Genomic DNA, 23,776 nt, shown 5'->3' on the forward strand with positions numbered 1-23,776 from the left:
TTCTTCCGGAGAAGGTAAATTGGGCTCACTCATGCTAGACTCCAGCATTCTCGCTCCATATGCAGTTCATTTAAAGCATTTTTATGTATAAGTGAGAGGATGAATGTGTCTGCTACTTCAACCGTCGTGGGTTCATCCTATACTGGATGGCGGTTGGATCGTTTTGCAGCAGCGATCCTTCCTTTTCCTTCCCGCACCCATGTGCAATCTTTAATTCGCTCTGGCTGTATTCGCCTTCGGGGGAGAGTAGCAAGGCCCTCCGAAAAGGTCCGAACTGGAGATGTCATTTTCGTTCGTCGGCCGGTAACACCCACCCCCACGAGTTTAGTTCCGGAAGCCATAATGCCTCTGCGTGTTTTGTACGAGGATACAGATCTACTCGTAGTTAACAAAGAAGCCGGGATAGTGGTTCATCCAGGATCTGGAAATTGGAAAGGGACTCTCGTTGGAGCCCTGTTGGTTCATTGTCGTAACCTCTCTAAGGGTAGTGGAGCAGAACGCCCAGGAATTGTTCATCGGTTGGATAAGGAAACTAGTGGATGTTTGGTAGTTGCGAAGAACGATGCTGCCCACTATAGGCTATCACGAGAATTTGCCCTGCGCAGGGTGAGGAAAACCTATCTTGCTATTGTTCAGGGTACCTGCACGGTAACGGACGGAACGATATGCGTCCCCATCTGCAGACATCCTTTCCATCGCCAAAGAATGTCCATCGCTTCTCCTCCTGAAGGGCGTGATGCAGTCACACATTTTCAGGTTCTTTCCAGCGCTCGTGGAACCAGTTTATTGGTTTGTTTTCCACAAACTGGACGCACCCACCAAATCCGTGTCCATCTAAAGCACTTGGGGTACCCTGTGTTAGGAGACGCAATTTACGGAGAGCGCAGAAATTTTCCACACCATCTCCTGCATGCCTGGAAACTCGGCTTTTCCCACCCTACTAAGGGAACCCCCATGGAATTTTGCGCGCCAATTCCAATTGAAATGCAGCTGGATACGTTCCAAAAGTTCTGGACGCCAGAAAAACTATGCTTGCGGCTGTAAGCGTTGGCACATCTCTCAGGGGCTTTAATCAACTAAGAGGGCGTTAAGGATAGATTGCAGTGGCTCGGTGGCACATTTTCGCATATGGGGGCTGGAATTCTAGAAATGCCAAGAAGGGCCTCCCCGCCGACGTAGTTTACTCTTGCTCCAGACTGCATCAGGAGAAGGGGGATACTTTTGAAGCGGCATGAAAAAAGTTGGACAGACGGCGACAAGGCAAGCTCACTGCGGAACCCTTTGCCTACATTGTATTGCCCCACCCCTATAACCAAAAAAGGGGGAAGAGTTTCTGAGTAGTTTGATTTCTGGTGTAGCATGGGTGTATTTCCAGCTCTAGACTGAGGGCCACGGCGCAGAATAAGCTCCGTTTCAATCTCACACAGAAAGGCAAAATGGCTTGGAGAGGAGTCCCCCCCTACCTTAAGAAGTCTTCTGTCTGAGGTCTTTTGTACCGGCCTCTTGCTGCTCCTTTTGCACAGAACCGAATTCCGTAAGAATTTCTCTGTCCCCTGTCCCATACTTCGACCCGAGGACCCTCTTTCGTTCTAGGAAGCCTATTATCCTTGCAGCTCGCGTATAGCCAAGCCTTAATCGCCTTTGCAACATGGAAATAGATACTTTCTGTTCTTGCTGGATAATTGAGATGCTTTTTTGGATCAGTACCTTGTCTTCTTCTGCGAGACCTTCTTCATGGATGGCAGATTCTTCCTCTAATTTCTCCTGAATGGAACGGTCGTAGTTTGGAGGTAATTGTGAGGAGATGAATTTTACCAAGCGCTGAGCCTCTTCATCGGTAACTAACGCTCCCTGGGCCCGCAGCAATCTGGAGGAACTTGCGGACAAATAGAGCATATCTCCTTGCCCTAGTAGCCTCTCTGCCCCGCTCTCATCTAAGATCACACGGCTATCAATTCTTGAAGCGACCTGAAAGGCAATTCGGGACGGAATATTCGCCTTGATAAGTCCAGTTAACACCTCTACTCGAGGAGTTTGTGTGGAAACAATTAAGTGGATACCGGCAGCACGAGCCATTTGAGCAATGCGTATAATAACACTTTCCACCTCGGAGGATGCTGTTTGCATTAGGTCGGCCAGCTCGTCGATGATGACTACAATATACTCTAAATGTTCTCGAGTCCCCTCTCCGTTTTTCTGAAAAGCATGAGCTGTTTCAAGCGTATCCATCCGGGTACTATCCAAATTTTGACAGGACTTGTAGTTCGATCTTTCTGATAACTTATTTCTAGAGTGTGCGTTAAACCCTTGGATGTTTCGTACTCCACACGCGGCAAAAATTCGGTATCGGTTCTCCATTACTCCTACAAGCCAGCGGAGTGTAGTGAGGGCATGCTTGGGGTTTGTAACTACAGGCGTGATTAGGTGTGGAAGTGGATTAAAACTTTGAAGCTCAACCACTTTAGGATCGATCATAATAAAGCGCAGATTTTTAGGAGAATAGTGAAAGATAAGGCTGGCTATTATCGTGCTGATGCAGACACTCTTTCCACTACCTGTGGTACCTGCCAAAAGGAGATGTGGCATCTTTGCCAAATCAGCTAACAGAGTATTCCCATAGATGTCCTTTCCTAGGGCAATAGGAAGGCTTGCCTTGGATTGAGTCCAGGCTTGTGTTTCCAAGAGCTCACGCAAAGTGACTTTTACCCTTTCAGCATTAGTAATCTCAATGCCTATGGTATCTCTGCCTGGAATCGGGGCCAGGATCCTGATGTCTTCGGCACGCGTAGCGCGGGCAATATCCTTCTCTAGGCTGAGAATGCGGTCCACACGAATGCCCTCAGCAGGATAAATTTCGTATCGGGTGATGGCAGGTCCTTTTGTGATTTCACCTGATCTTGCTTCAATAGAAAATTGCCGAAGTACTTGAAGGATAATCCTTTGAGTATCTTGAAGTGCTATAGGACCAGTGGGTGTACCCCTAGGAGGATCAAGAAGATCTATAGGAGGTAACACATAGCAGTCCTTTGACACTAAACAGACTGAGCCATCATCGAGTCGCTTCCCTCTAGAAGAAATTAACGGGGATATTGGAACGGAGGTATCGATGACTCTTGGATCTTGTTGAAGAGGGGTCCCCGAGGGGAGCAGAATAGAGGTCTCTTGCGTGAGATGTCTCCTTGGCCCTTTTTCTGGCTTATTGGCCTGCTTTTCAAGCACTTTCCTCCGAATTTTTATTCGGGATAACCCATCCAGTTGGTGGAAGTTTTTTTTTCGTTTCTTCTGAAAAAGGGCAGTGAGAGCTGAGGCCGTTTTTCGGAGAAAGTCAACTGGATGAAGCCCAGTAGCAAAGATTAGGCTAGTAACATAGAGAGCCAAGAGTACCATCGTCGCTCCAACTGTCCCAAAGGGGACAAAAGCCTGAGAAAGGGCGCGTCCAAACCACCCGCCAGGGCCCTCTCCAATTCCTCCCCCATCCCAGCTACGGAAGAACCATGGCTGGCGTTCGGCTAGAGCACAGAAGCTTAGCAGAAGGACCAACCCCCATCCTATACGTTCTTTAAAGAAAAAAAGCGGTTGGATAGCCTTGCTGACTCCAAATATAGCCAACAGCATAGAAATTAGATAGGCACCCAATCCAAAAAGAAAATAACCGTAACCAGCATACACTGCCCCCACCAAACCGATATAGTTTCTTATACAAGGGTTGCAGGGGACAGTCGCTGAAATAAGAGGGCAGTGGGGCGGAATATCACCTGGATCGTAGGAAATTAAGGCTAAAAGGAGCAAAGCTGCGGTACCAAGCAAGAGGAAGCTGCTAATTTCGTGACATGGCCTAGCATGGCGCTGACGATTCATAAAAAAGTTTATTTTCCTTTCCGTCTGAACTGTTTCTCTAAATCAAAAGTTTCCTGCCCATCATTGTATAAATGAGCAGGGAGCAAACAAGCAGGGCAACGCGCTACTGCCCGCAAAAAGGGGGGTCTTTCGTCCAAATAGAGCTTTAGTGTCGGGGGCGTTGCAGAGCTTATCAACCTTGAAGAGATTCCGTGGATCTTTGCAGGGTCACGACGCTCGACTTGCTGTATATTTAAAAGCAAAAGGGGCCGGATGGTGGCTAAAAGGCTTGCGAGCATGTCAAGGGGATTGTTTGGATCTTTTCTCTTTTACAGGAGGGTTTTATTTATTGCCTCTTCTGTCGCTCGTAAAAACAAGCTGATTGAGCCACCCGAAAAGCTCGTGGCTAGCCGCATAATAGGTCCTTAGGAGTCGCCTCTGGGAAGAGGTCTCCTTCCCTCTGTTTTTCCCATCTAAAAGCAGACACCATTTATGGTAAAGACTGCTCCCCAGATTCCGCTCACCAAGAAATTGAGGAGGGGCCACGGGAATCGTATAAGTTGTATCTCTTTTGCATTGCTGTTGTAAAAGGCAAGTAGACCTTTTAAGAGATGGAGTGGGCATAGTTTATGAGGTTAGTGTTACTTCATGGGTCTTAGTAGTCGCTATATAGTTAGTTAATGATAAGGCATTTCCTCACCTTCTTTGGTTTTTTCTTTTCCATTGGCCATGTCTTTGCAGCTATCCAGATTGTAGCGGTAGAGAATTTCTACGGGAAAATTGCCAAACAGATTGGAGGTTCCTCCGTGGCAGTTGATAGCATCCTTGGGAATCCTAATCAGAACCCTCATGAGTTTCAGACAGATGCCGCTACTGTGAAAGCAATCGCTAGCGCAGATATCCTTATCTACAATGGCTTGGGGTATGACGATTGGGTAGAGAAGCTCTTAAGGGTGAATGGAAAGCCATATTGTAAGACTATTAAGGTGGCAGATCTCGTTAGGGTGAAAATGGGGCAAAATCCCCACATTTGGTATGATCCGGAAACCATGTCTATGCTGGCAACACGACTCGCGCAAATTCTGAATAAATCGGCAGCTGCAGAGGCCTTTGAGAAATCTATGCAGCCGTTGCGAGAAAAAATTTCCGCTCTCCGCGGCAAGACTTCTGGACTGAAAGTAACTGCCACTGAATCCATTTTTGGATATATGGCCCGCTCTCTAGGATGGGAAATGCTTAATTACGACTATCAACAAACAACAGTGAATAATGCGGAGCCTTGCTTTCAACAGAGTGTGAACTTCGAAAAAGCCCTCACTGAAGGCCAAGCAAAAGTCCTCTTCTACAATAGCCAGGTGCAAAATCCTTCCGCAAAACGGATGCAATCCATTGCCAAAAGACATGGGATAGCTGTAGTGGGAATTACAGAGACTCAACCACATTATTTTCTCACTTACGTGGATTGGATGCTTTGGGAATTATCGATGATAGAAGGGGTGCTCAGTCTTAAATAGTGGCTAACGGTTTATCAATAACCGACGTTGGTGTTTGCTTGGGTAGAACCCAGATCCTTAGTACCGTCACCGCAGAAGTCAAAGTTGGGGAATTTGTTGGCATTTTTGGTCCTAACGGCGCTGGCAAGTCTACCCTAGTGAAGTGCATTCTTGGGTTGCTTCCACTAGCTTCAGGAAGAATTTCTGTCTTTGGCAGCCCCCCAGGTCGTGAGAATCGTCACATTGGCTACATGCCACAATCTCAGAATAATCTGGAGAGCACAGCCCTAAGCGCGTTCTCAGTAGTGGCTGCTATTGCAAATGGAAACCGTTGGGGGTTACCTTGGTGCGGCATGGCTCTTAAGAATGAGGTGATTAAATCCCTCCATCTAGTAGGCGCGGCTCATTACGCTCATCGTCCTTTTTCGGTGCTTTCCAACGGAGAGAGGCAGTGCGTTGCGCTTGCCCAAGCGCTACTGGGAAAACCTAGGCTTCTTATTCTTGATGAACCTCTCGCCAACCTCGATCCGCATAACCAGATACTTCTTATTAAATGTATCCAAAAGATTAGAAAATCTGCTGGAACCACTGTGCTTTTTATTGCCCATGACGTTAATCCCCTCCTTGATGTAATGGATCAGGTTCTCTATATGGCTGGAGGAACTGCTACTCTAGGTCCTGTTGAAAAGGTATTCACCAGTGAAGTGTTAAGCGGTCTCTACCGCACAAAAATTCACGTTATCCGTGCAAGGGGAAGGATCTTCGTTGTCAGCGCGGAGGGAAACGTAACAGAGACTATTCGCCATGCTTAAACTCTTGCTAGAGTATTTTTCGTACGATTTTGTGTGTAATGCGTTTATAGCTGGCTCCCTGGTTGGTATACTAGGGGCGGTAGTGGGGTATTTCGTCGTGATTCGCAATGTCAGTTTTGCAGCACACGCTTTGGCACACATTGGATTTAGTGGAGCGACGGGTGCAGCCCTTTTTGGGATTAATCCCCTCAATGGTATGCTGATAATCTCCTTACTAGCAGGCATTGGGATGGGCATTTCAGGCAGTCGTATTCAGCAAAGTGGACAGGCTGTTGGAATGGTGCTTTCCGTTTGCCTGGGTGTGGGCACCCTCTTTCTAGCCTTCTACAAGGGTTTTGCTGGACAGGCCGCAGCAATCTTATTTGGAAATATTTTTGGTGTCTCTAGACAGCAACTCATCCAGATTGTTACTCTCGCCGGGGTAGCGCTCTTCGTCTTAGGTTTTCTTTCTAGAAAACTACTTTTTGCTAGCGTGCGACCTGATCTCGCTGAGGCGCGCGGCATCTCGCTTTTATCGCTTTCGGTGAGTTTTATGGGAGTCTTGGCAATCTCCGTGACTCTAGCCAGTCAAATTGTGGGCATCCTCCTCGTCTTTGCCCTAATGGTAGGTCCAGCTGGAATCGCTTCTAGGATATTTCACGGATTCTGGACGGCCAATTTGGCGGGAATATGTTTTGCTCTCAGCGCGGTTTGGTGCGGCATCCTGATGGCTTGCTTGACAAATTGGCCCCCCAGTTTTTGGATTACCGCTATCCTCTTTATTTTTTATCTTGTTTCAGAGGCCCTCTGCCGTTTCGTCCTACAGAGATAGGCCACGGGGATGAGATGGAAGTACAATTAGTAAAGCCGCCAAGGGGATTTGAGCTAAAATTATATGTCTCACACATCACGGAGCATGTAGCGACAACAAACAAGTTGCTCTGAGGGGAACCTTATGGAGGAAAGCGATACAAAAAGGGGACTGCGAATTGAGAGAGTACACCAGAACCAGAAAATATAATTTGAGATGAGAGGAAAAACCCCCCTCGCAGTGCGTCCCTTAGGAAGGGAGGCTTCGGGGAGGGTTATCCGAGGCTCCCATTTCTGCCTGGAAAAAAGTGGCGCCAGGTGGGGAAATGTGGCTCTCATTGGGGGGGGGGTGGAGAGCAAGGGACAAAGTCTCCCAGGGGAGGGTGGCACACCTGACCCGTTGGGGGAATTGATATATCCCTCCAAGTACTTTGAGGCGGTCCGGAAGCCTCTCCGGAAAAATACCTTCCACCGCCATTCTTCGAAAATCCATGGCTACTCTAAGGGCTTGCGCCCTGACCAGTCCCTTGACCTCATCGGTCATAATAGAGGCTGAAGCTGTGCAAACAGCACAGGCACTCGAGTTAAACTTTATTTCCTGGATTATATCGCCCTGTAATACCAATTGAATCTGGATCGAATCCCCGCAAGAAGCGTTTTGCCCGCTGGCACCATGGGTAGCCATTTCCAGATATCCGAAATTTCTTGGACGTCTAGAATGCTGGAGAATAACTTCCTGATAGATCTCGGTATCCATCAATGGGTAAAGAAAGCAATGGCCTCACGCACTCCCTCCAGGAGTCTGGAAACTTCCCGGCGGGTATTGTAAAGGTAAAAACTAGCTCGGCTACTGGAAGGTACACCCAGCTTGCGCATCAGCGGTTGTGCACAATGATGTCCTGCTCGTAAAGCAAGGCCACGCGAGTTCAGAAAGAATACTAAATCGTGGGCATGGATTCCTTCAACAGAGAAGGTTACTAAGCCTGCACGACCTAAGGGAGGACCGAACACGTGGAGTCCCTTGATTTGGCGTAAGCCCTCAGCAGCTTCCTCAGCTAAAGCAGTAGAATGTTGAGCAATTTTATCGCGGCCTATACTGTCCACAAAATCCATAGCGGCGTGGAGACCAACCGCTTCAATAATGGGAGGAGTGCCGGCCTCAAACCGCGCTGGTGGGGTGCGGAAGGTCACCCAGTGAAAGTTGACACTGTCTACCATCTCTCCCCCATATTGCCAAGGGGGCATTTCAAGAAGGAGTTCATAGCGTCCATAGAGTATTCCAATACCAGTAGGACCGCACATTTTATGGCCGGAACAAGCCAGGAAGTCGCAGCCCATCCTGCTAGTATTCAGCGGCATATGTCCGGCAGACTGTGCCGCATCGACCACTGTAGTAACTCCTTGCTCTCTGGCGAGAGTGCAAAACTCTTCCGCAGACTGAATTGATCCTAGAACGTTAGAGACATGTGCGAAGGCAAAGAGCCGCGGCCCCTGACACAGGAGCTGACGGAGGCGCCTTACGTCCAGTCCCTGTGTCACTGGATCAAGTGGAGTGTAAACCACTGTAGCATGCTTGCGTTGAGCCAGTTGGAACCAAGGAACAAGATTACTATGATGCTCCAGTTCTGTAAGAAGTAGCATATCGCCCTCCTTGACATTACATTCCCCCCAGGTATTTGCTAAGAGATTAAGCGCCGAAGTAGTGCCGGATGTAAAGATGATGGATTCTTCCTTGGCCCCTAGGTAACGAGCGGCGCGCCGGCGTGCTGCCTCGTAGGCTACTGTGGCACGTTCGCTTAGCTCGTGCATTCCACGGTGCACGTTTGCATACTCGTGACGGGAGAACTCTGCCATCCTTTGGATGACCGCTTCTGGCTTTTGAGTACTCGCTGCGTTATCCAAATAGGCAATCTGCACATCGTCCCTACCTCTTACAAACTCCTTGAGTGCCGGGAACTCCCCCCTTAATGAGTCGAGCGTAGAGTGCATGTCTTAATTTAAGAGTGAACCCAAGATTCTCCAGTGGTTACATCTAAGCCAGCCTCGTCTTGCTGTCTTTTTCCTGTCTTGTCCTGTCGGGCAGCTTTCTTAGACACTTTGCTCAGCAAAGTAGCAGAAAGGCAGCAAATAGAATCGGCACTGAAAAGGAGTAGTGTACATGTTCCCTGTGCTTGCGCAACGAAGTTGTGCCTTCCCGCCCGTTACCCTTCACGCAGCTAGCGGGATTCACTTGTCATTTTCCGTAGAGTATAAGGCCAGTCAATGTCTGCCCATCCAACAGGTGTCAGAAGACCCACGACAAGCAATGTTTGAAAGGGCGCCTGCCAAAGTTACTCTGGGATAAAATATATCGGAATCATAGGATTCCAAGGAAGAGTTGTACGATCCCAAACGGAAAGCGACATCTGCTCTCATTCCACCTTCAGGCTAGGTAGCAACCACTTTAACTATGGTGCAGGGATATTTCCTACTTACAGGCTGTAGTCGCGGCCCTCCACATCTCTCGCGTGGCAGATGCGGCCGGCCCTAACTGGGAGTTGGCTCTGGCAGCCCAGCCGAGATGGCCCTCCTCCTCCTTTAACGTCAGGCGTATGTAGTTTCCTAAGCTTTCCTAAGTTGCCTAAGCTTTCCTACAGAATGTAAACGGAGCTCGGAGCTGAATCCATAGTTGATGGGTTAGATGACTCACCGCCTTATTGCCGACAGGCCCAGAAAGATGAGTAAGAGGAATCAATGGAGGGATTAGATCAAGCCGTGGGGCTAAGCTAGCTGGTGATTCCTGCTTCCGAGCGTTGTTGATACCAACCCACCCATCTCCTGCTCGTGCGCAGACATCCGGAAGCCACACCTCCAGAATTGAATCTGGAAAATTTTCAGAAAGATCGTCCCTAAAGACTAAAGGGGACGGATCCTGCGCACAAGGAACACCACCTGTCTAGATACCAGCGAGCATGATATGGAGCAAGAACACTTAGTTGGGTTGATTATGCAAACTCTTGATTTCTCCAGGGCTGATGCTACCCTGTGCCTGTTTTGCTAAGCTGTACGAATAACTTATATGGCAGTGGCCGGCTAGTTTTTTCTAGATGAAAATGACTCTCAAAGAGGACTCGTTTTTCGGAATTGGTTTGTTGCGGAATTTTACCCATGCACTCACCTGCTCATAACAGCATCCTCGTTCCTATTGTCGTCGAGCAAACGGGTCGAGGGGAACGTAGCTATGATATTTATTCCCGTTTGTTAAAGGACCGTATCATTTTCATTGGCACCCCGATTGATGACAATGTTGCGAATTTGGTGATTGCCCAAATGTTGTTTTTGCAAATGGAGGATGCGAAGAAGGATATAAGCATCTATATCAACTCTCCCGGTGGGTCTGTGACAGCAGGGTTGGCCATCTATGATACAATGCAGTTCGTGACTTGTGATGTAACCACCTATTGCATAGGAATTTCTGCCAGCATGGGAGCTGTGCTGTTGGCCGCAGGAGCCAATGGCAAGCGTTACGCGCTACCCAATTCGGATATTATGATCCATCAGGTTTCTGGTGGAGCACACGGGCAGGCCAGCGATGTGGAACGCCAGGTGGAATTCATGTTCAAGCTCAAGAAGCGCCTGAATAGGATTCTTTCCTATCATACAGGGAAGCCGGAGGAACTTGTCGAGAAGGATGTGGATAGAGACTATTATATGACAGCGCAAGAAGCAAAAGATTACGGTCTGGTAGATAAGGTCATTCCTTCCCTAAAAGGGCCTAAAGCTGCCGTTTCCGAAGAGGTAGCTAAGTGATTTGCTCTTCACTGGGCAACCCCCGCCCTGCCTGTACAAGCCGAAGAGGCGGAGGCCCCTCCCAATCCCGCCTCTTCGGCCATCTTATGGAAATTGCATTCAGCAGTTTATTGAGGGAGCATGTTCATTCGCGAAAAGCTATCATGGAACATGCGAGCTGATTGGCTCTGCCCGCAGGGCGTTTGCACTGCTCGTACAGGCCCAGTTCACCTTCAAGGAAGGGGTCGTGGGCAGTTCCCACCGCTGGAGAAGGCTCCTGTCCCTTTTATAACCGTCCCTTTATATGATATAGGTCAAAAGAATTTTGTCGGTGACTCTTGCAGATTGGCATGGCTCTAGGGAAGCGACTGGTAACGAGAAATTTAGCAAGCAAGACTTTGCAACCCGTATGGTCCGGATATGTACGTAGCTTCTTCCCAAAGTAAGTAAGTAAGCACATGCATTCTAGCTTTCCCATGGAGAGCCTTTTGGGTTTCCCCGGTCTCTACTTAAAAAAGCCTGTTGGCCTCAGTGGAGATGGCGTACGAACGACAACAGCCCAGCACAGGACAGGAAGATTGTATGAAAACAGATGAAGGTTGTCACTATGGGACGGTGAGTAGCTTTATAGCGCGTCATTTTCGCCATTTTAATGCTGCTGCATTAAGAGATGCTGCGAACGCCTATTGCTCGCACATACAGCAAGGTGGAAAAATGCTGATAGCCATTGCAGGTGCCATGAGCACAGCGGAGTTGGGAATTTCCCTTGCGGAGATGATTCGCCAGCAGAAAGTGCACGCTATCTGTTGCACAGGTGCCAATTTGGAGGAGGATATTTTTAATCTTGTGGCACACGATTTTTATGAACAGGTTCCTCACTACCGGAGTCTGACCCCCCAGGAAGAAAGGGCGCTCTTTAAGAGGAACATGAATCGGGTTACAGATACCTGCATTCCGGAGGCAGAGGCCATGCGCCGGGTTGAGGCGTTCATTCTAAAAGAATGGGTGGCTGCAGATCGAGCAAGCAAGCGATATTTTCCCCACGAGTTTCTCTATCGTATCCTCCTCTGGGGAGAACTGGAGTATCAAATTGATCCGGCCCATAGCTGGCTGTTAGCTGCAGCAGAAAGAAAGCTGCCGCTATTCGTGCCTGGATGGGAGGATTCGACGTTAGGCAACATGTTTGCAGGGCACTGCCTTGACAGGACTGTACAAAACGTCTTTACGGTACGCACCGGTATCGAGTATATGCAAGCACTGGCCGCTTGGTATGCCGAAACAGCCCAGCAATTACCTGGGGCAGAAAACCGCGGTTCTATTGGCTTTTTTCAAATTGGTGGCGGCATCGCTGGGGATTTTCCGATCTGTGTAGTGCCAATGTTGCACCAAGATTTGCGCCGTAAAGATGTTCCACTCTGGGGTTATTTTTGCCAAATCAGCGATTCTACCACAAGCTATGGGAGCTATTCTGGTGCGGTTCCAAATGAAAAGATTACTTGGGGGAAATTGGATGTTGAAACTCCAAAATTCCTTGTTGAATCGGATGCTTCCATAGTAGCGCCTCTCATCTTTGCTGTGGTACTGGGCTTGTAGCTCGTGGTCTTTGTTCTCTCTTTTATAAGAAAATGTCTGTTAAGTTGGTGGGGAAGTAGGCTGGGATGCGGAGCTCTTGTTTTCAGCATCGCTACCGCTAGGTGAAATACCGTCACGGCTAGTTTGGTCCAAAAGGGGCCTCTAGCGGAGACTCTCTGGGAGGAGGGGGAGGACTTTTTTTACGTCCTGAACAGAATCCTGATGACAGACCAGGACGGAATCAGGAGTTTCCACGACAATAAGGTTTTGAATGCCACAAAGGGCAATAGTACGATGATTAGCAATAACGACATTCCCGTGGGAATTAAAGAGAGCGCTGGATCCCTGGAAAGAGTTTTCTTGGGTGTCGCGGGCAAGGTACTTTGTTAGGGAGGTCCATGTTCCCACATCATCCCAGTCAAACTTGGAGCGAATGGCTAAGATAGAGGAGGCCTGCTCCATGATAGCGTAGTCCAGAGAATTTTTTGGTAGGGGAGGGAAGTGCTCAGAAACATAAGGAGTGCAATTCCCTGCTGGAAAATGGAGGATAAAGTCGGCGAGCTGCCGGCAAGATTTCATGCACTCTTGAAGAAAACACTCGGGTTTCCAAATGTAGATGCCAGCATTCCAACCAAAGTTGCCCTGCCTAAGATAGGTTTGAGCTACCTCTCTATTAGGCTTTTCGATGAAACGTTGGACGCGATAGACAAGTGAGGCATTAGGAGTTAGATGCTGCAGCTGAGGACCAAGCTCTAAATAGCCAAGCCCAGTCGTTGGGCAAGTAGGAAGAATGGAGAAAACCACTATGCAGGGCTGCTGGGCGGCAACCGAGACGGCATCAGTAAGCTGATGCCGAAATGCGCTCACGTTGCAAATCATGGCATCTGCTGGTAAAAGGGCCACAATGGCATCGGGTGCTTTTGAATGAGCAAAAGCGGTGGCAAGTGCCGCCGCTGGAGCTGTATCCCTTCCGACTGGCTCTACGATAATATGGCTAGAGGGGAAAGAAGGAAGTTGGCTGCGGACGGCCTCTCGCTGGTTCAGGCTAGTTAAGACGAAGATCCGTTCGGAGGGGATCACTCCTTGTATGCGGGCGATGGTCACTTCTAGAAGAGAGAGTCCCCCAAAAAGGCGGAGAAGATGCTTAGGTAGCCGTCGCCGACTCATTGGCCAAAACCGCTCGCCCCTTCCCCCAGCCATGATAAAGATGTGGAGAGAATCCAGGTATGGAACTAGGCTCTTCATGTAGCGATTGCTCTATTTTATGGAAGAAAGGTAGCCGTACAAAATTTCCTTTTTTTTCTTCCAGTTAGCCTCTCGAGCACGGTACTCACTCACCACACGATCTGGGGCACGGGAGATAAAACCAGTATTTTCCAGCTTTGATTTTGCTTTGGAAATTTCCACCTCTGCTCTGTTTATCTCACCAAGCAGTCTACGGCGTTCAGACACAACATCAGTCTCTAGAAGTGGGACAAAGAACTCACCTAACGGGGTGATCACCCCCGCGGTTCCCTTCGGTGGAGCGGAGATTGCTTCTATGGTTTCGGCCTTTACTAGACTGGTGAAAGCCAGCTGGTCAGCAGAGTTCCAGCAAGAGGTGGGCTGGACAAGCAACTGTACTAGTTTATGGGAAGGAATCTTAAATTCAGCGCGTAGACCGCGCACGATACGGGCACTCTGGTAGAGATGTGCCGTTGCTACAAGAGAACGCTCCTTTTCTTCCCCACTACGGTATGGAAGGAAATTGCCTTTAGGAGGAGACGAAAAAAGGATAGAGGACCCTAGTGATTGGCTGAATCCGAGCAAATTCCAGAGCTCTTCCGTGATATAGGGCATGAAAGGGTGGAGGAGGAGGAGGATATTAGGCAGTAGATAATCCATGGTACGAAGGATTACATCACGGTTATCTGCCTCTTGCAGATGCGGCTTGGCAGCCTCGACAAACTCATCGCAGTAGCTACTCCAAAGGAAGTCATGAAGAACATCGGCAATTTCTTGGAAGTGAAATACCTCCCAAGCAGCTGCGATACGTTGATGGACATAATCAAACTTCGCCTCTATTGCGACACAGATATCAGGAGAAAAGAAAAACTCATTCTGGCAAATGGGAGAACCACGCAATGGCCCCTGCATTTGGCGGAAACGGGCTGCATTCCATAGCTTATTAGAAAAATTGCGGCCTCCTTCTAGCTGCTTTTCATCGAAACGAATGTCCTGACCAATCGGCGCAGCACGCAACAGCCCAAATCGTACTCCATCTGCTCCATATTTTTCCAGAAGAGCAAGGGGGTCCGGCGAATTTCCCAGAGTTTTAGACATTTTCCTACCCTTAGAGTCACGGATAAGGCCGTGGATAACAACACTGGTAAAAGGCTTGTTTCCCATAAACCGATAGCTAGCCATGAGCATACGAGCGACCCAGAAGAATAGGATGTCAAATCCGGTACTCAGAACAGTGGTAGGAAAAAATTTAGCTTGCGTAGGCTTATCCATAGCGGCGAACGGCCACAGCCAAGAGCTAAACCAGGTATCTAAGACATCGGGATCCTGTTGCCAATTGCTTAAATCTGTCGGGGGCTCAAGGCCCACATAAACTTCTCCGTCCCCCCTATACCACGCAGGAATGCGGTGTCCCCACCATATCTGCCGGCTGATGCACCAATCTTGAATATTCTCCATCCAATGCTCGTAGACCTTTACCCATTGAGAAGGAAAGAAGCGGACGGCCCCACTGCGAACAGCCTCTAAAGCTTCATGGACGGCAGGGTAACGTAGAAACCACTGTCTGGAAAGGCGAGACTCAATTGGAACATTTGCTCTTTCGCTATAGCCGAGATGATTTTCATAAGGCTCTATTTTTACCAATAGCCCCATCGCTTTGAGCATCCCCACTGCCTTTTCACGGGCCTGGAACCGATCCAGTCCGTCCAGTTGAGGTAGCTGCCGGCAGTTAATTCTACCATCTGGATGAAGGACATCAATAACTTCCAGGCAGTGGCGTTGGCTGATTGCATAATCGGCTTTGTCATGTGCAGGGGTAACCTTAAGTACACCGGTCCCAAAGGTCCGATCAATGCAAGTATCTGCAATGATAGGAATGGCAGCACTGGGAAAGGGGCGCAGACAGGAAAGGCCTATAAAATCTCGGTAACGAGGATCTGCTGGGTGGACGGCCACAGCAGTGTCACCCATCACAGTTTCCGGGCGTGTGGTGGCGATTTCAAGAGAAACACCTGGGCGTTGCGGCACCTCATAGCGAATGGTGTAAAGGGAACCTTTGTTGGCCTTCATTACCACCTCTTCGTCGGAGAGTGCGGTGAGTGAAGTAGGGCACCAGTTCACCATGCGCTTTCCTCGGTAGATAAGTCCCTCCTGGTAGAGATCAACAAAAGCCTGGAGGACAGCACGAGAGTAATCAGGATCCATGGTGAACCTCTCCCTCGACCAATCACACAAACATCCTAGACGCTTAAGTTGTCGAGTAATGATGTCACCATGCTTCTCTTTCCACTGCCAGACGGTCTCGAGGAACTTTTCACGTCCCATCTCGTAGCGATTAATGCCCAGCGTTTTATGCAAAAATCCTTCTACCATAGTTTGCGTAGCGATACCGGCGTGGTCGCTACCTGGGAGCCAGAGTACTTCATAACCCGACATGCGTGCACGACGGCAAAGAGCATCCTGCATGGTGTTGTTTAAAATATGCCCAAGATGTAGGATCCCAGTAACATTAGGGGGTGGGATCACTATAGAGAATGGAGGCTTAGGGGAAGATGGATCGGCTTGAAAACGGCTACTCTGGAACCAGACAGCGCCCCATTTTTTCTCAACCGTCGTGGGTTCATATGATTTTGGCATTTCGAACATAAGAGAGCGGGGACCGTAGCATTTTCCAAAGAGGTTCGTCAAAAATACTTGCTAGGAGTCTGGTAGTCTAGGAAAGCTAGAGAGGTAAGTGAAACCTCAGGAACGAAGCGGCCAGCGCAATGCGGCAGGGAAAGAATCCTCTCCTCTAGGGCCCGTTGGGGTGTTTGACTCCGGAATCGGTGGGTTGACCGTGGTCGCAGCGCTGCGTCACCTGCTGCCCAACGAAGATGTGTTTTATCTTGGAGACACAGCGAGAGTCCCCTATGGAGGAAAGAGCCGAGCAACCATTGAACGCTACAGTGTAGAGATTAGCAATCTGTTGCTGGCAGAACATGCCAAGATAATCGTTGTAGCTTGCAGCACTTCTTCTGCACTAGCGCTGTCATGCTTAAGGGAGTTGCTTCCGGTTCCAGTGATTGGTGTGGTTGAAGCAGGTGCTGTGGCGGCTGTTCGTGCTTCTCATGATAAAAGGATTGGAGTCATTGGAACGAAGGCAACTGTCTCCAGCGGTGCCTATAAGCAAGCTATTCAAGAAATTTGTACTAAGGCATATGTAGTCAGTAGAGCATGCCCGCTTTTGGTGCCACTAGTAGAGGAAGGGATGTTTGAAGACGAAATCACCCATTTAGCTTTGAAGCGGTACTTGGAGCCCCTGCTGCGCAGCAACATTGACACGTTAGTACTCGGCTGCACCCATTATCCATTGCTTTATCGGGCAATTCAACAAGCAGTGGGGCCAAGGATAGTTGTGGTAAATTCTGGGAGAAATTGTGCCTTAGCAGTTAAGAAAGTGCTGACAAGCTCCGGGATGGCACAGGAGTTGCACTCAGGAGAATTACGTGTAGCCCTAACGGATTCCCCAGAGGGGTTTTTGAGAGTGGCGGAACAAACATTGGGACTGAAAATTAAAGCGATAGAGATGCTAAAATCCGCTGGAGTCGCTGCCAATGTGAACCGCAGTCGCCAACATCGTAACTAGACAAAAGGTATGAGAGTATAAGATAAGAACCTGCCTCTTTCTTGGGATTTTTTTCTTATCGAGGTTGCGAAATCGTTTTGCGCTGGCTCTGCAGTATATAAGGCCGGCCTAGTTCTGACTTGAGCCGATATAAAGCATCGGATTGTTTTAACATCCTTAACGTCCCTTATTGTGGCAGCTAGGATTCTTGCATTTGTCCGGCCTCATGTCAGAGATAATTCCAAGAGCCTGGTATGCGGTCCCAGATAATGATAACTCATTGCACTGATTAGCCTTCGACTGTCCTGCTAGTCTCCTCCTTATTGCAAGTTGGGCAGGTCGGTTTGACTTATCGGATTTATTTAAGCATTGAAAATCAAATTCGAAGGGCTGCTGAAACTAGCTACATGCCTCTGTTTTTTTATTCCGCAGTACCTTTGCACGCAGGTCGCGCTCGCCATATCTGCTGATTCGCTATACCTGTTCCTTCACAAATCTCTTTGGTTATGTGAATCCTTCACTGCCTAACTTAAGTAAGATAATACGTGCCCGTCCTTAGGGTAACTTATTAGCAGGTGAGAGAAAACCATGAAACATTTTCTTGCGTCCCACACAATGCGTTGCGAAGACTACCGTGGGTATAGTGCACTCCTCAGAGTCAGACTTTGTGTGGGCCCTGCAAGCGATACCTTGCGTTAGAGCCGCTTCCCGTTATTGCGCTGGATACCTCCCAGCTTTACTTTATTCTTTATTCTGGGGAGGAGGGGGTGCGAAACCATGGCAATCTAGAGGAACGTAACACGTTGCAGAATATTTCCGTAGTGGACGTGGAGGTCCAATCCAAGATGAACTAAGAAGAGCCACCTCTGCGAGAAAAAGCATCCAACCATCTCTTTAGTGTCTCCACGCACACAGCCAGCGCCAGTGCTGTTCCTGCACCAATTAAAGAGGCAGCAGCCACATCCAGGGGCCAATGAGCCCCCACGTAGACGCGTGAGTAGGCTACAAGGGCTGCAGAAGCTATGAATATCCACCCTAAACGGCGAAAAAAAAGTGCGAATATGGTTGCTAGAGCAAAACTGTTGGCTGCGTGTCCAGAAGGAAAGGAATGTCCATGCAGCGGACGCTGAGGGCCGAGCCGGGAATAGTGAACTCTTAAAGGTCTTGTCAAGGCTAAAATTTGCGGGTGAACATGCTCCAGTTCTACTTTCCGAACTCCGCTAAGCACCATGTAAGGGCGAGGGCGCCCTATACAGTGCTTGAGACTATGCACAATAGAGTCTACAATCACGACACACGCTATTGCGCAGGCCAACGCTGCTCGTGCGTGGAAGCTCCCAAAAACCCCCAGGAGGATACAGACACAAAGAAGAAAGGGCATCCAAAAATTCCAATTGGTAATGGTTGCCATAACCCAGTCCACCTGTGGACTTGTCCAGTTATGGTTAATGAGAAAAAAAAGAGTCTGTTCCACTTAGCTATGACTCCCAAACGGGTCCTTGTCCCTTGTCTGATACGCGCTTCGCTAGCGGTGCAACGCAAGTCTCTGCCTTGTTGAGAAGCGGCAATGGCTACCTAGTTAGGTCTCTTCTTTCATTAATTTCTTTTCATACAGGAAGGGAGCGCGTCCGCCTCCTCTTCTCCTCTTCATTATGCGTTAGCCACTCCATACCAGTTTCGAAAATCAAAACGTCTTCCTTTTACTTGTTGTGCAGAGAAACAACATGCCTTGAGAATCTCAAGCCGCGGCGGCCCGACGACTCTAGCTAAGCTACGGCCTACAAAGCGAGGAGAAACGTGTCCGGGTGTCCGGCACCATCCCACTCTACTCGAGGAGGAAGGTAATCAGGAAAAGCTCCTACCTTGGCTCCAACTGACGTATCGGCCTCTATCGACATAGAGGCCTCCTGGGGCTGGGCATTTTTTAGCTTCCTCCAATTTTGCGGTTCTGCCCTCCGGCCGTGTCCATGAGTGTATATCTCTTTGATGGAGAAGCTTGGCAGCCTTCAATCGGAACTACGACTCCAAGGCCGCACGAGATAAGCCAGAGTAACTTTTATGTCAACCTCCCGCTCCCGGATTGCCCACTTCCAGTCTTGCAATCTTAAAATCCTAGTGGGGGGCTTTGAAGAATCTGTCGTTTATAACCTCCCCCAGGTATAGACCTACTATTGACGCAGGGAGGATAGATAGGGTTTTCTGTCATTTCCCATGCGTATCTTGCTTGGTTTTCTGATGGTAGGGTGTTGCTTGGTAGTCAACGGCTGCTTGTCCTGCGCTGCGGTGCAAGAATCTACGGCGGTTTTTCCACTCCCTCTCTCCAGTTATTCTGATACTGGACTTGTACTAAGGGCACAACTCTGGCAGCGCCTTTGGGCTGACCCACTCAATGGCCTTCTTACTCTAATTTTTTTTCTAGCAGTCCTTCACACCTTCGCGGCGCCACGGTTTATGCTTGTGTCACGTCACTACTGGAAAGAGATGTGTCATCTAGAACTAGAACAGGTAGACAGCGTAAAGAGAAAACGCAACTCGCTACGCCTCCGCAGTATGATATTCCACCTTTTGGGCGAGGTAGAAGTCATCTTTGGTATTTGGCTGTTACCTCTTACAGCTGCCATTGCTTTGGCAAAGGGATATCCTACGCTTTTTACTTATCTGAGTGGAGTCCGCTTTGCAGAGCCGGTTTTTGTCGTAGTCATTATGATGATGGCGGCATCCGGCCCCATTCTATACCTTACGGAAATATGCCTGTCTGCTGTGGCCTCGTTGGGAGGAGGATCGGTGGCCGCCTGGTGGTTGTCCATCCTTACTCTCGGCCCCCTGTTAGGCTCTTTCATTACCGAGCCCGCCGCTATGACAATCTGCGCTCTACTGCTAGCAGAGAGGTTTTTTTGCCTCCGGCCCTCCCTACCCTTGCGATATGCCACGCTTGGACTTCTGTTCGTGAACATTTCTGTGGGAGGTACATTAACCCACTTTGCGGCCCCGCCAGTGGTTATGGTGGCCTCAAGGTGGGGATGGGGAATGAGCCATATGTTCCATTCGTTTGGATGGAAGGCAGCACTGAGCATTCTAATCTCCAACATGTTTTTCTTTCTGATCTTTCGGCGACAACTTCTTGTTCTCTCTCCCACCACTATCAAAGCAGAAGAAAGGGAGCAACAGCCTATCCATATTCCCCTCTGGATCATGGCGTTCCACACGGCAATGATCGCCTGGGTAGTTTTTACGGCACACCATCCAACTGTGGTAGTATTTAGTCTGTTGCTTTTCTTGATGTTTGTTTTTGTCACTCCTAGGTACCAGAGAGCGATTCCCTTCCGTGGACCCCTGTTGGTGGGCTGTTTTCTGATGGCCCTCGTGATTCACGGTGATTTTCAGCAATGGTGGCTAGAGTCTCTTCTACGGGGATTGGGTTATTGGTCACTAATGGTTGGTTCTACTGTACTCACCGCTTTCAATGATAATGCAGCTATTACCTACCTAGCCTCACTGGTGCCCAACTTAGGTGACTGCCTAAAGTTCTCCGTGGTTGCTGGAGCGGTGGCTGGAGGCGGGCTGACTGTTATCGCTAATGCTCCAAATCCCGCTGGCCAAAATCTCCTTCAAAAATTCTTTGGGGAAGAAGGCATACACCCTGTCTATCTTTTTGCAGCAGCAATAGCCCCCACTCTTATTGTTGGTGCCTCCTTCGCGCTCCTTCCTTAAGTCGCGCAGCACTCCACGGAGGGGGATAGACTAGAACACTTCCTAGAATCGCAAGAAAATCCCGATCGGAGACAATTGACGTTGCAACGGCTGCTTACAAAGCGTACTAAGGGTTACCTTATTGTCGGGGTTTTGGCAGAGTCTGGTACGAGTTGCAATTTTGCTCCTACATCTTCCATGAAAAGTTGTTCTTTTACAGCCCGTTGGAATGAGGCTTTATTGGACGAGAATTACCAGAAGTGGCAACGTAGCCCCCGTTCTGTAAGTCCTGATTGGGCTGCCTTCTTTGAGGGTTTTGAGCTTGGCACTACTCGGGTAGAAAAAAATGGGGCTCCCGCGGCGCTGTCTGATGTCGACGAACAGAGAGTGTTACAAACTAAGGTGGACTTGGTGATTCACACGTACCGTACGCTAGGGCATTCTGTTGCAAAACTTGATCCACTACTCTCTGAACCTTTACCACAACAGGATCGAGCTGACTTTGCCCTTGAGAGTTTCGGCCTCAGAGCATCCGATCTGGAAAAAGAGGTTTCTTCTCACCTGTTCCGGGCGAGTAAGAAATTTCAGCTTCGGGAACTAATCCTAGTACTCGAACGTATCTACTGTGCTTCCATTGGAACGGAATTTATGCATATCCAGGATGCGCGTCAGAGAAATTGGATCTCAGCACGCCTAGAATTGGAGCAGGAAAAGGAAGAAACTGCGGTTACTTCCTATCTCTATAGCAGTATTCTGCGCACCCTCTATAGGGCAGAGGCTTTTGAGCATTTCCTACACACTAATTATGTTGGGCATAAACGCTTTTCTTTAGAAGGTGCTGAGTCTCTACTAGTTAGCTTACAGGCCCTTATGGGCGCATGTGAAGGGTACAATATCCAGCAAGCTGTTCTCGGGATGACCCATCGTGGACGCTTGAACATTTTGGCCAATCTTCTTCACAAGCCGCTAGAGACAATTTTCGACGAATTCAGTCACAACGTACTTCCACAAACCGTGGAAAACAGTGGTGACGTTAAGTATCATCTTGGATACCGCACGACTTGGAAAAGCCAAGCAGGCCATGAAGTGCAAATCCATCTTGTTGCGAATCCGAGCCATCTAGAGGCAGTAGGTCCTGTTGTGCAGGGCAAAACCCGAGCTCTCCAGCATGCCTTAGGTAACAGTCAGGATAAGAAGAGGGTCCTTGCTGTTCTGATTCACGGAGACGCAGCATTTGCGGCTCAGGGAGTGGTAGCAGAGATGTTCAATCTTTCTCAATTACCTGGTTATCAGGTAGAGGGGACGATCCATGTCATTGTAAATAACCAGATTGGCTTTACGACACTCCCATCCGATGCTCACTCCAGTAGATGTTGTACAGATGTAGCCAAGATGGTCGAGGCTCCTGTCTTTCACGTCAACGGAGATGATCCGTTGGCGGTTCATGCAATCACAAAGACTGCTCTGGAGTTCCGCCAAAATTTTGGGAAAGACGTAGTGGTTGACATCGTCTGCTTCCGCCGTCACGGTCATAATGAGGCGGATGAGCCAACTTTTACCCAGCCTGGTCTTTACAAGAGAATCAAAAGCCACCCCCTCCTGAGTGATATTCTCCTGAAAAAGGCTGAAGAGTTGGGAATTGTTGAAGGCAGAAAAGCCACTACTTGGAAAGTCAAGGAGACGGAAAGGCTGGAAGCGGCATTTGCTCAGTCAAAGACGAGGGCTGACCATTCCCACAGTGAAAAGTCTGGGATTGATGGGTCTGCTGCCATGACCATTGCTCAATCTTCTTACTCTCACAAGCCGGTTCAGACTGCTATTGGGTCTGACATGCTAGACAAAATTATGCAGGTACTAACGGCTGTCCCTGGGGATTTTCACGTTCTGCCAAAGGTTCGCCGCATGCTCTTGGAACGCAGACAGCAAATATGGCAAGCTAAGGGGCCTTATGACTGGGGGATTGCGGAGGCTCTTGCCTTTGGTTCACTCCTCTTGGAAAAGGTACCTGTAAGACTTTCAGGTCAAGATAGCCAGAGAGGCACCTTCAGTCACCGCCATAGTGTTCTCCACGATGAGGTAACTTGTGAACGATATATCCCACTAAACCATCTCTCCCCCTATCAGGCCAGATTTTGTGTCTACAACAGTCCACTCTCTGAATATGCCGTGTTGGGGTTTGACTATGGCTTCTCTCTAGAGTGTCCATCCATGCTGTGTCTTTGGGAGGCCCAATTTGGAGATTTTGCTAATGGTGCACAGATCGTCATTGATCAGTTTATCTCTTCTTCTGAAGCTAAGTGGCGCAGGCAGAGTTCCATTGTAATGCTGCTTCCCCATGGTTATGAAGGGCAGGGTCCAGAGCATTCTAGTTCTCGGTTGGAACGCTTCCTACAGCTTTGTGCAGAAGAAAACATGCAGATCTGTAACCCGAGCACGCCGGCACAGTACTTTCATGCCCTACGCCGTCAGGTTCATGGAAGGTATTGCAAACCTTTGATCATCACGACACCCAAAAGCCTTTTGCGTCATGAACAATCCGTTTCAAAAGCCCGGGATTTTACCAGTTCCCACTTTTTCGAAATCCTGAGCGATCCTCCTGGCACCAGACAACCAGAGAAGGTGCGCCGGATAGTTTTTTGTTCCGGAAAAGTCTACTATGATCTACTCCAGTACCGGGCAGCCCACCAGCTAGAAGAGTCGGTTGTACTTGTACGGGTCGAGCAGCTCTATCCCTTACATGAAGAAGAACTCATCAGGGTTTTCCAGCGCTATCCTTCTGCTACACGGGTTGTTTGGTGCCAGGAGGAGTCTAGTAACATGGGGGCATGGGCGTTTATCCGTCCGCAGCTTCAGAGGCTACTTGGCTGTGAAATCTTCTATGCTGGACGACCAGCCAGTGCAAGTCCAGCCACTGGGTTTAACTTCGTCCACAAGCAGCAGCAGGTTGCACTAGTTAAGGCAGCATTTGGAGGTCAAGATCCATAATT

Annotated in this window: 15 protein-coding genes; 9 read left to right on the forward strand and 6 right to left on the reverse strand. The window is 48.9% G+C overall.

Features of this window, described 5'->3' with window-relative positions; translation table 11 throughout:
- Nucleotides 1–99: 99 nt before the first annotated feature.
- A complete protein-coding gene (locus tag JMM79_02220) occupies nt 100–1,044 on the forward strand; it encodes an RluA family pseudouridine synthase (protein QQY08065.1) in 945 nt (314 codons plus the stop codon).
- 420 nt (nt 1,045–1,464) lie between these two features.
- Here JMM79_02220 and JMM79_02225 read toward each other — a convergent pair whose 3' ends face one another.
- Nucleotides 1,465–3,858 (reverse strand): DNA translocase FtsK 4TM domain-containing protein, encoded by a 2,394-nt coding sequence (locus tag JMM79_02225; protein ID QQY08066.1) that lies wholly within the window; start codon nt 3,856–3,858, stop codon nt 1,465–1,467.
- Nucleotides 3,859–4,517: 659 nt separating this feature from the next.
- Here JMM79_02225 and JMM79_02230 point away from each other — a divergent pair.
- The 3 genes from JMM79_02230 to JMM79_02240 are packed head-to-tail and all read left to right on the forward strand — an operon-like array spanning nt 4,518 to nt 6,953.
- A complete protein-coding gene (locus JMM79_02230) occupies nt 4,518–5,351 on the forward strand; it encodes a zinc ABC transporter substrate-binding protein (GenBank protein QQY08067.1) in 834 nt (277 codons plus the stop codon).
- Nucleotides 5,351–6,142, forward strand: coding sequence for an ATP-binding cassette domain-containing protein (locus JMM79_02235; GenBank protein QQY08068.1), 792 nt, complete (start codon nt 5,351–5,353; stop codon nt 6,140–6,142). The genes JMM79_02230 and JMM79_02235 overlap by 1 nt, the downstream gene beginning before the upstream one ends.
- The gene (locus JMM79_02240; GenBank protein ID QQY08069.1) at nt 6,135–6,953 is read left to right on the forward strand and encodes a metal ABC transporter permease; all 819 of its coding nucleotides are present in this window, start codon (nt 6,135–6,137) and stop codon (nt 6,951–6,953) included. Before JMM79_02235 ends, JMM79_02240 begins: the two co-directional genes overlap by 8 nt.
- 228 nt (nt 6,954–7,181) lie before the next feature.
- Here the strand turns inward: JMM79_02240 and JMM79_02245 are convergent, their stop codons facing one another.
- A complete protein-coding gene (locus tag JMM79_02245) occupies nt 7,182–7,688 on the reverse strand; it encodes an SUF system NifU family Fe-S cluster assembly protein (GenBank protein QQY08070.1) in 507 nt (168 codons plus the stop codon).
- Nucleotides 7,688–8,920 carry a cysteine desulfurase gene (locus JMM79_02250; protein ID QQY08071.1) on the reverse strand — a complete coding sequence of 411 codons (1,233 nt, stop codon included), beginning with the start codon at nt 8,918–8,920 and terminating at the stop codon, nt 7,688–7,690. Before JMM79_02250 ends, JMM79_02245 begins: the two co-directional genes overlap by 1 nt.
- A 1,158-nt stretch (nt 8,921–10,078) precedes the next feature.
- On the opposite strand from JMM79_02250, the gene JMM79_02255 reads away from it, so the two are divergent.
- Together JMM79_02255 and JMM79_02260 are read left to right on the forward strand one after the other, a co-directional pair.
- On the forward strand, nt 10,079–10,720 hold the full coding sequence (locus JMM79_02255; protein ID QQY08072.1) for an ATP-dependent Clp protease proteolytic subunit: 642 nt from the start codon (nt 10,079–10,081) through the stop codon (nt 10,718–10,720).
- Between the two features lie 561 nt (nt 10,721–11,281).
- Nucleotides 11,282–12,292, forward strand: a complete 1,011-nt coding sequence (locus JMM79_02260) for a deoxyhypusine synthase family protein (GenBank protein ID QQY08073.1) — start codon at nt 11,282–11,284, stop codon at nt 12,290–12,292.
- A gap of 141 nt (nt 12,293–12,433) precedes the next feature.
- Here JMM79_02260 and JMM79_02265 read toward each other — a convergent pair whose 3' ends face one another.
- A complete protein-coding gene (locus JMM79_02265) occupies nt 12,434–13,516 on the reverse strand; it encodes a mannose-1-phosphate guanylyltransferase (GenBank protein QQY08074.1) in 1,083 nt (360 codons plus the stop codon).
- Nucleotides 13,517–13,528: 12 nt separating this feature from the next.
- Complete coding sequence (locus JMM79_02270) at nt 13,529–16,141, reverse strand: valine--tRNA ligase (GenBank protein QQY08075.1); 2,613 nt, start codon at nt 16,139–16,141, stop codon at nt 13,529–13,531.
- 88 nt (nt 16,142–16,229) lie between these two features.
- On the opposite strand from JMM79_02270, the gene JMM79_02275 reads away from it, so the two are divergent.
- On the forward strand, nt 16,230–17,120 hold the full coding sequence (locus tag JMM79_02275) for a glutamate racemase (GenBank protein ID QQY08076.1): 891 nt from the start codon (nt 16,230–16,232) through the stop codon (nt 17,118–17,120).
- Nucleotides 17,121–17,949: 829 nt separating this feature from the next.
- Here JMM79_02275 and JMM79_02280 read toward each other — a convergent pair.
- Nucleotides 17,950–18,573 carry a phosphatase PAP2 family protein gene (locus JMM79_02280; GenBank protein QQY08077.1) on the reverse strand — a complete coding sequence of 208 codons (624 nt, stop codon included), beginning with the start codon at nt 18,571–18,573 and terminating at the stop codon, nt 17,950–17,952.
- Between the two features lie 761 nt (nt 18,574–19,334).
- On the opposite strand from JMM79_02280, the gene JMM79_02285 reads away from it, so the two are divergent.
- Together JMM79_02285 and JMM79_02290 are read left to right on the forward strand one after the other, a co-directional pair.
- Nucleotides 19,335–20,810, forward strand: a complete 1,476-nt coding sequence (locus tag JMM79_02285) for a hypothetical protein (GenBank protein ID QQY08756.1) — start codon at nt 19,335–19,337, stop codon at nt 20,808–20,810.
- A gap of 177 nt (nt 20,811–20,987) precedes the next feature.
- On the forward strand, nt 20,988–23,774 hold the full coding sequence (locus JMM79_02290) for a 2-oxoglutarate dehydrogenase E1 component (protein ID QQY08078.1): 2,787 nt from the start codon (nt 20,988–20,990) through the stop codon (nt 23,772–23,774).
- Nucleotides 23,775–23,776: the final 2 nt, after the last annotated feature.

The organism is Candidatus Xiphinematobacter sp. (genome assembly GCA_016766635.1).
GTDB lineage: Bacteria > Verrucomicrobiota > Verrucomicrobiia > Chthoniobacterales > Xiphinematobacteraceae > Xiphinematobacter.

Excerpts from the sequence above, each read along its gene's own strand:
- JMM79_02260 (QQY08073.1), top strand. The coding sequence starts at position 11,282 with ATGAAAACAGATGAAGGTTGTCACTATGGGACGGTGAGTAGCTTTATA.
- JMM79_02290 (QQY08078.1), top strand. The coding sequence starts at position 20,988 with ATGAAAAGTTGTTCTTTTACAGCCCGTTGGAATGAGGCTTTATTGGAC.
- JMM79_02285 (QQY08756.1), top strand. The coding sequence starts at position 19,335 with ATGGTAGGGTGTTGCTTGGTAGTCAACGGCTGCTTGTCCTGCGCTGCG.
- JMM79_02270 (QQY08075.1), bottom strand. The coding sequence starts at position 16,141 with ATGTTCGAAATGCCAAAATCATATGAACCCACGACGGTTGAGAAAAAA.
- JMM79_02240 (QQY08069.1), top strand. The coding sequence starts at position 6,135 with ATGCTTAAACTCTTGCTAGAGTATTTTTCGTACGATTTTGTGTGTAAT.
- JMM79_02250 (QQY08071.1), bottom strand. The coding sequence starts at position 8,920 with ATGCACTCTACGCTCGACTCATTAAGGGGGGAGTTCCCGGCACTCAAG.
- JMM79_02225 (QQY08066.1), bottom strand. The coding sequence starts at position 3,858 with ATGAATCGTCAGCGCCATGCTAGGCCATGTCACGAAATTAGCAGCTTC.
- JMM79_02255 (QQY08072.1), top strand. The coding sequence starts at position 10,079 with ATGCACTCACCTGCTCATAACAGCATCCTCGTTCCTATTGTCGTCGAG.
- JMM79_02220 (QQY08065.1), top strand. The coding sequence starts at position 100 with ATGAATGTGTCTGCTACTTCAACCGTCGTGGGTTCATCCTATACTGGA.
- JMM79_02265 (QQY08074.1), bottom strand. The coding sequence starts at position 13,516 with ATGAAGAGCCTAGTTCCATACCTGGATTCTCTCCACATCTTTATCATG.
- JMM79_02230 (QQY08067.1), top strand. The coding sequence starts at position 4,518 with ATGATAAGGCATTTCCTCACCTTCTTTGGTTTTTTCTTTTCCATTGGC.
- JMM79_02245 (QQY08070.1), bottom strand. The coding sequence starts at position 7,688 with ATGGATACCGAGATCTATCAGGAAGTTATTCTCCAGCATTCTAGACGT.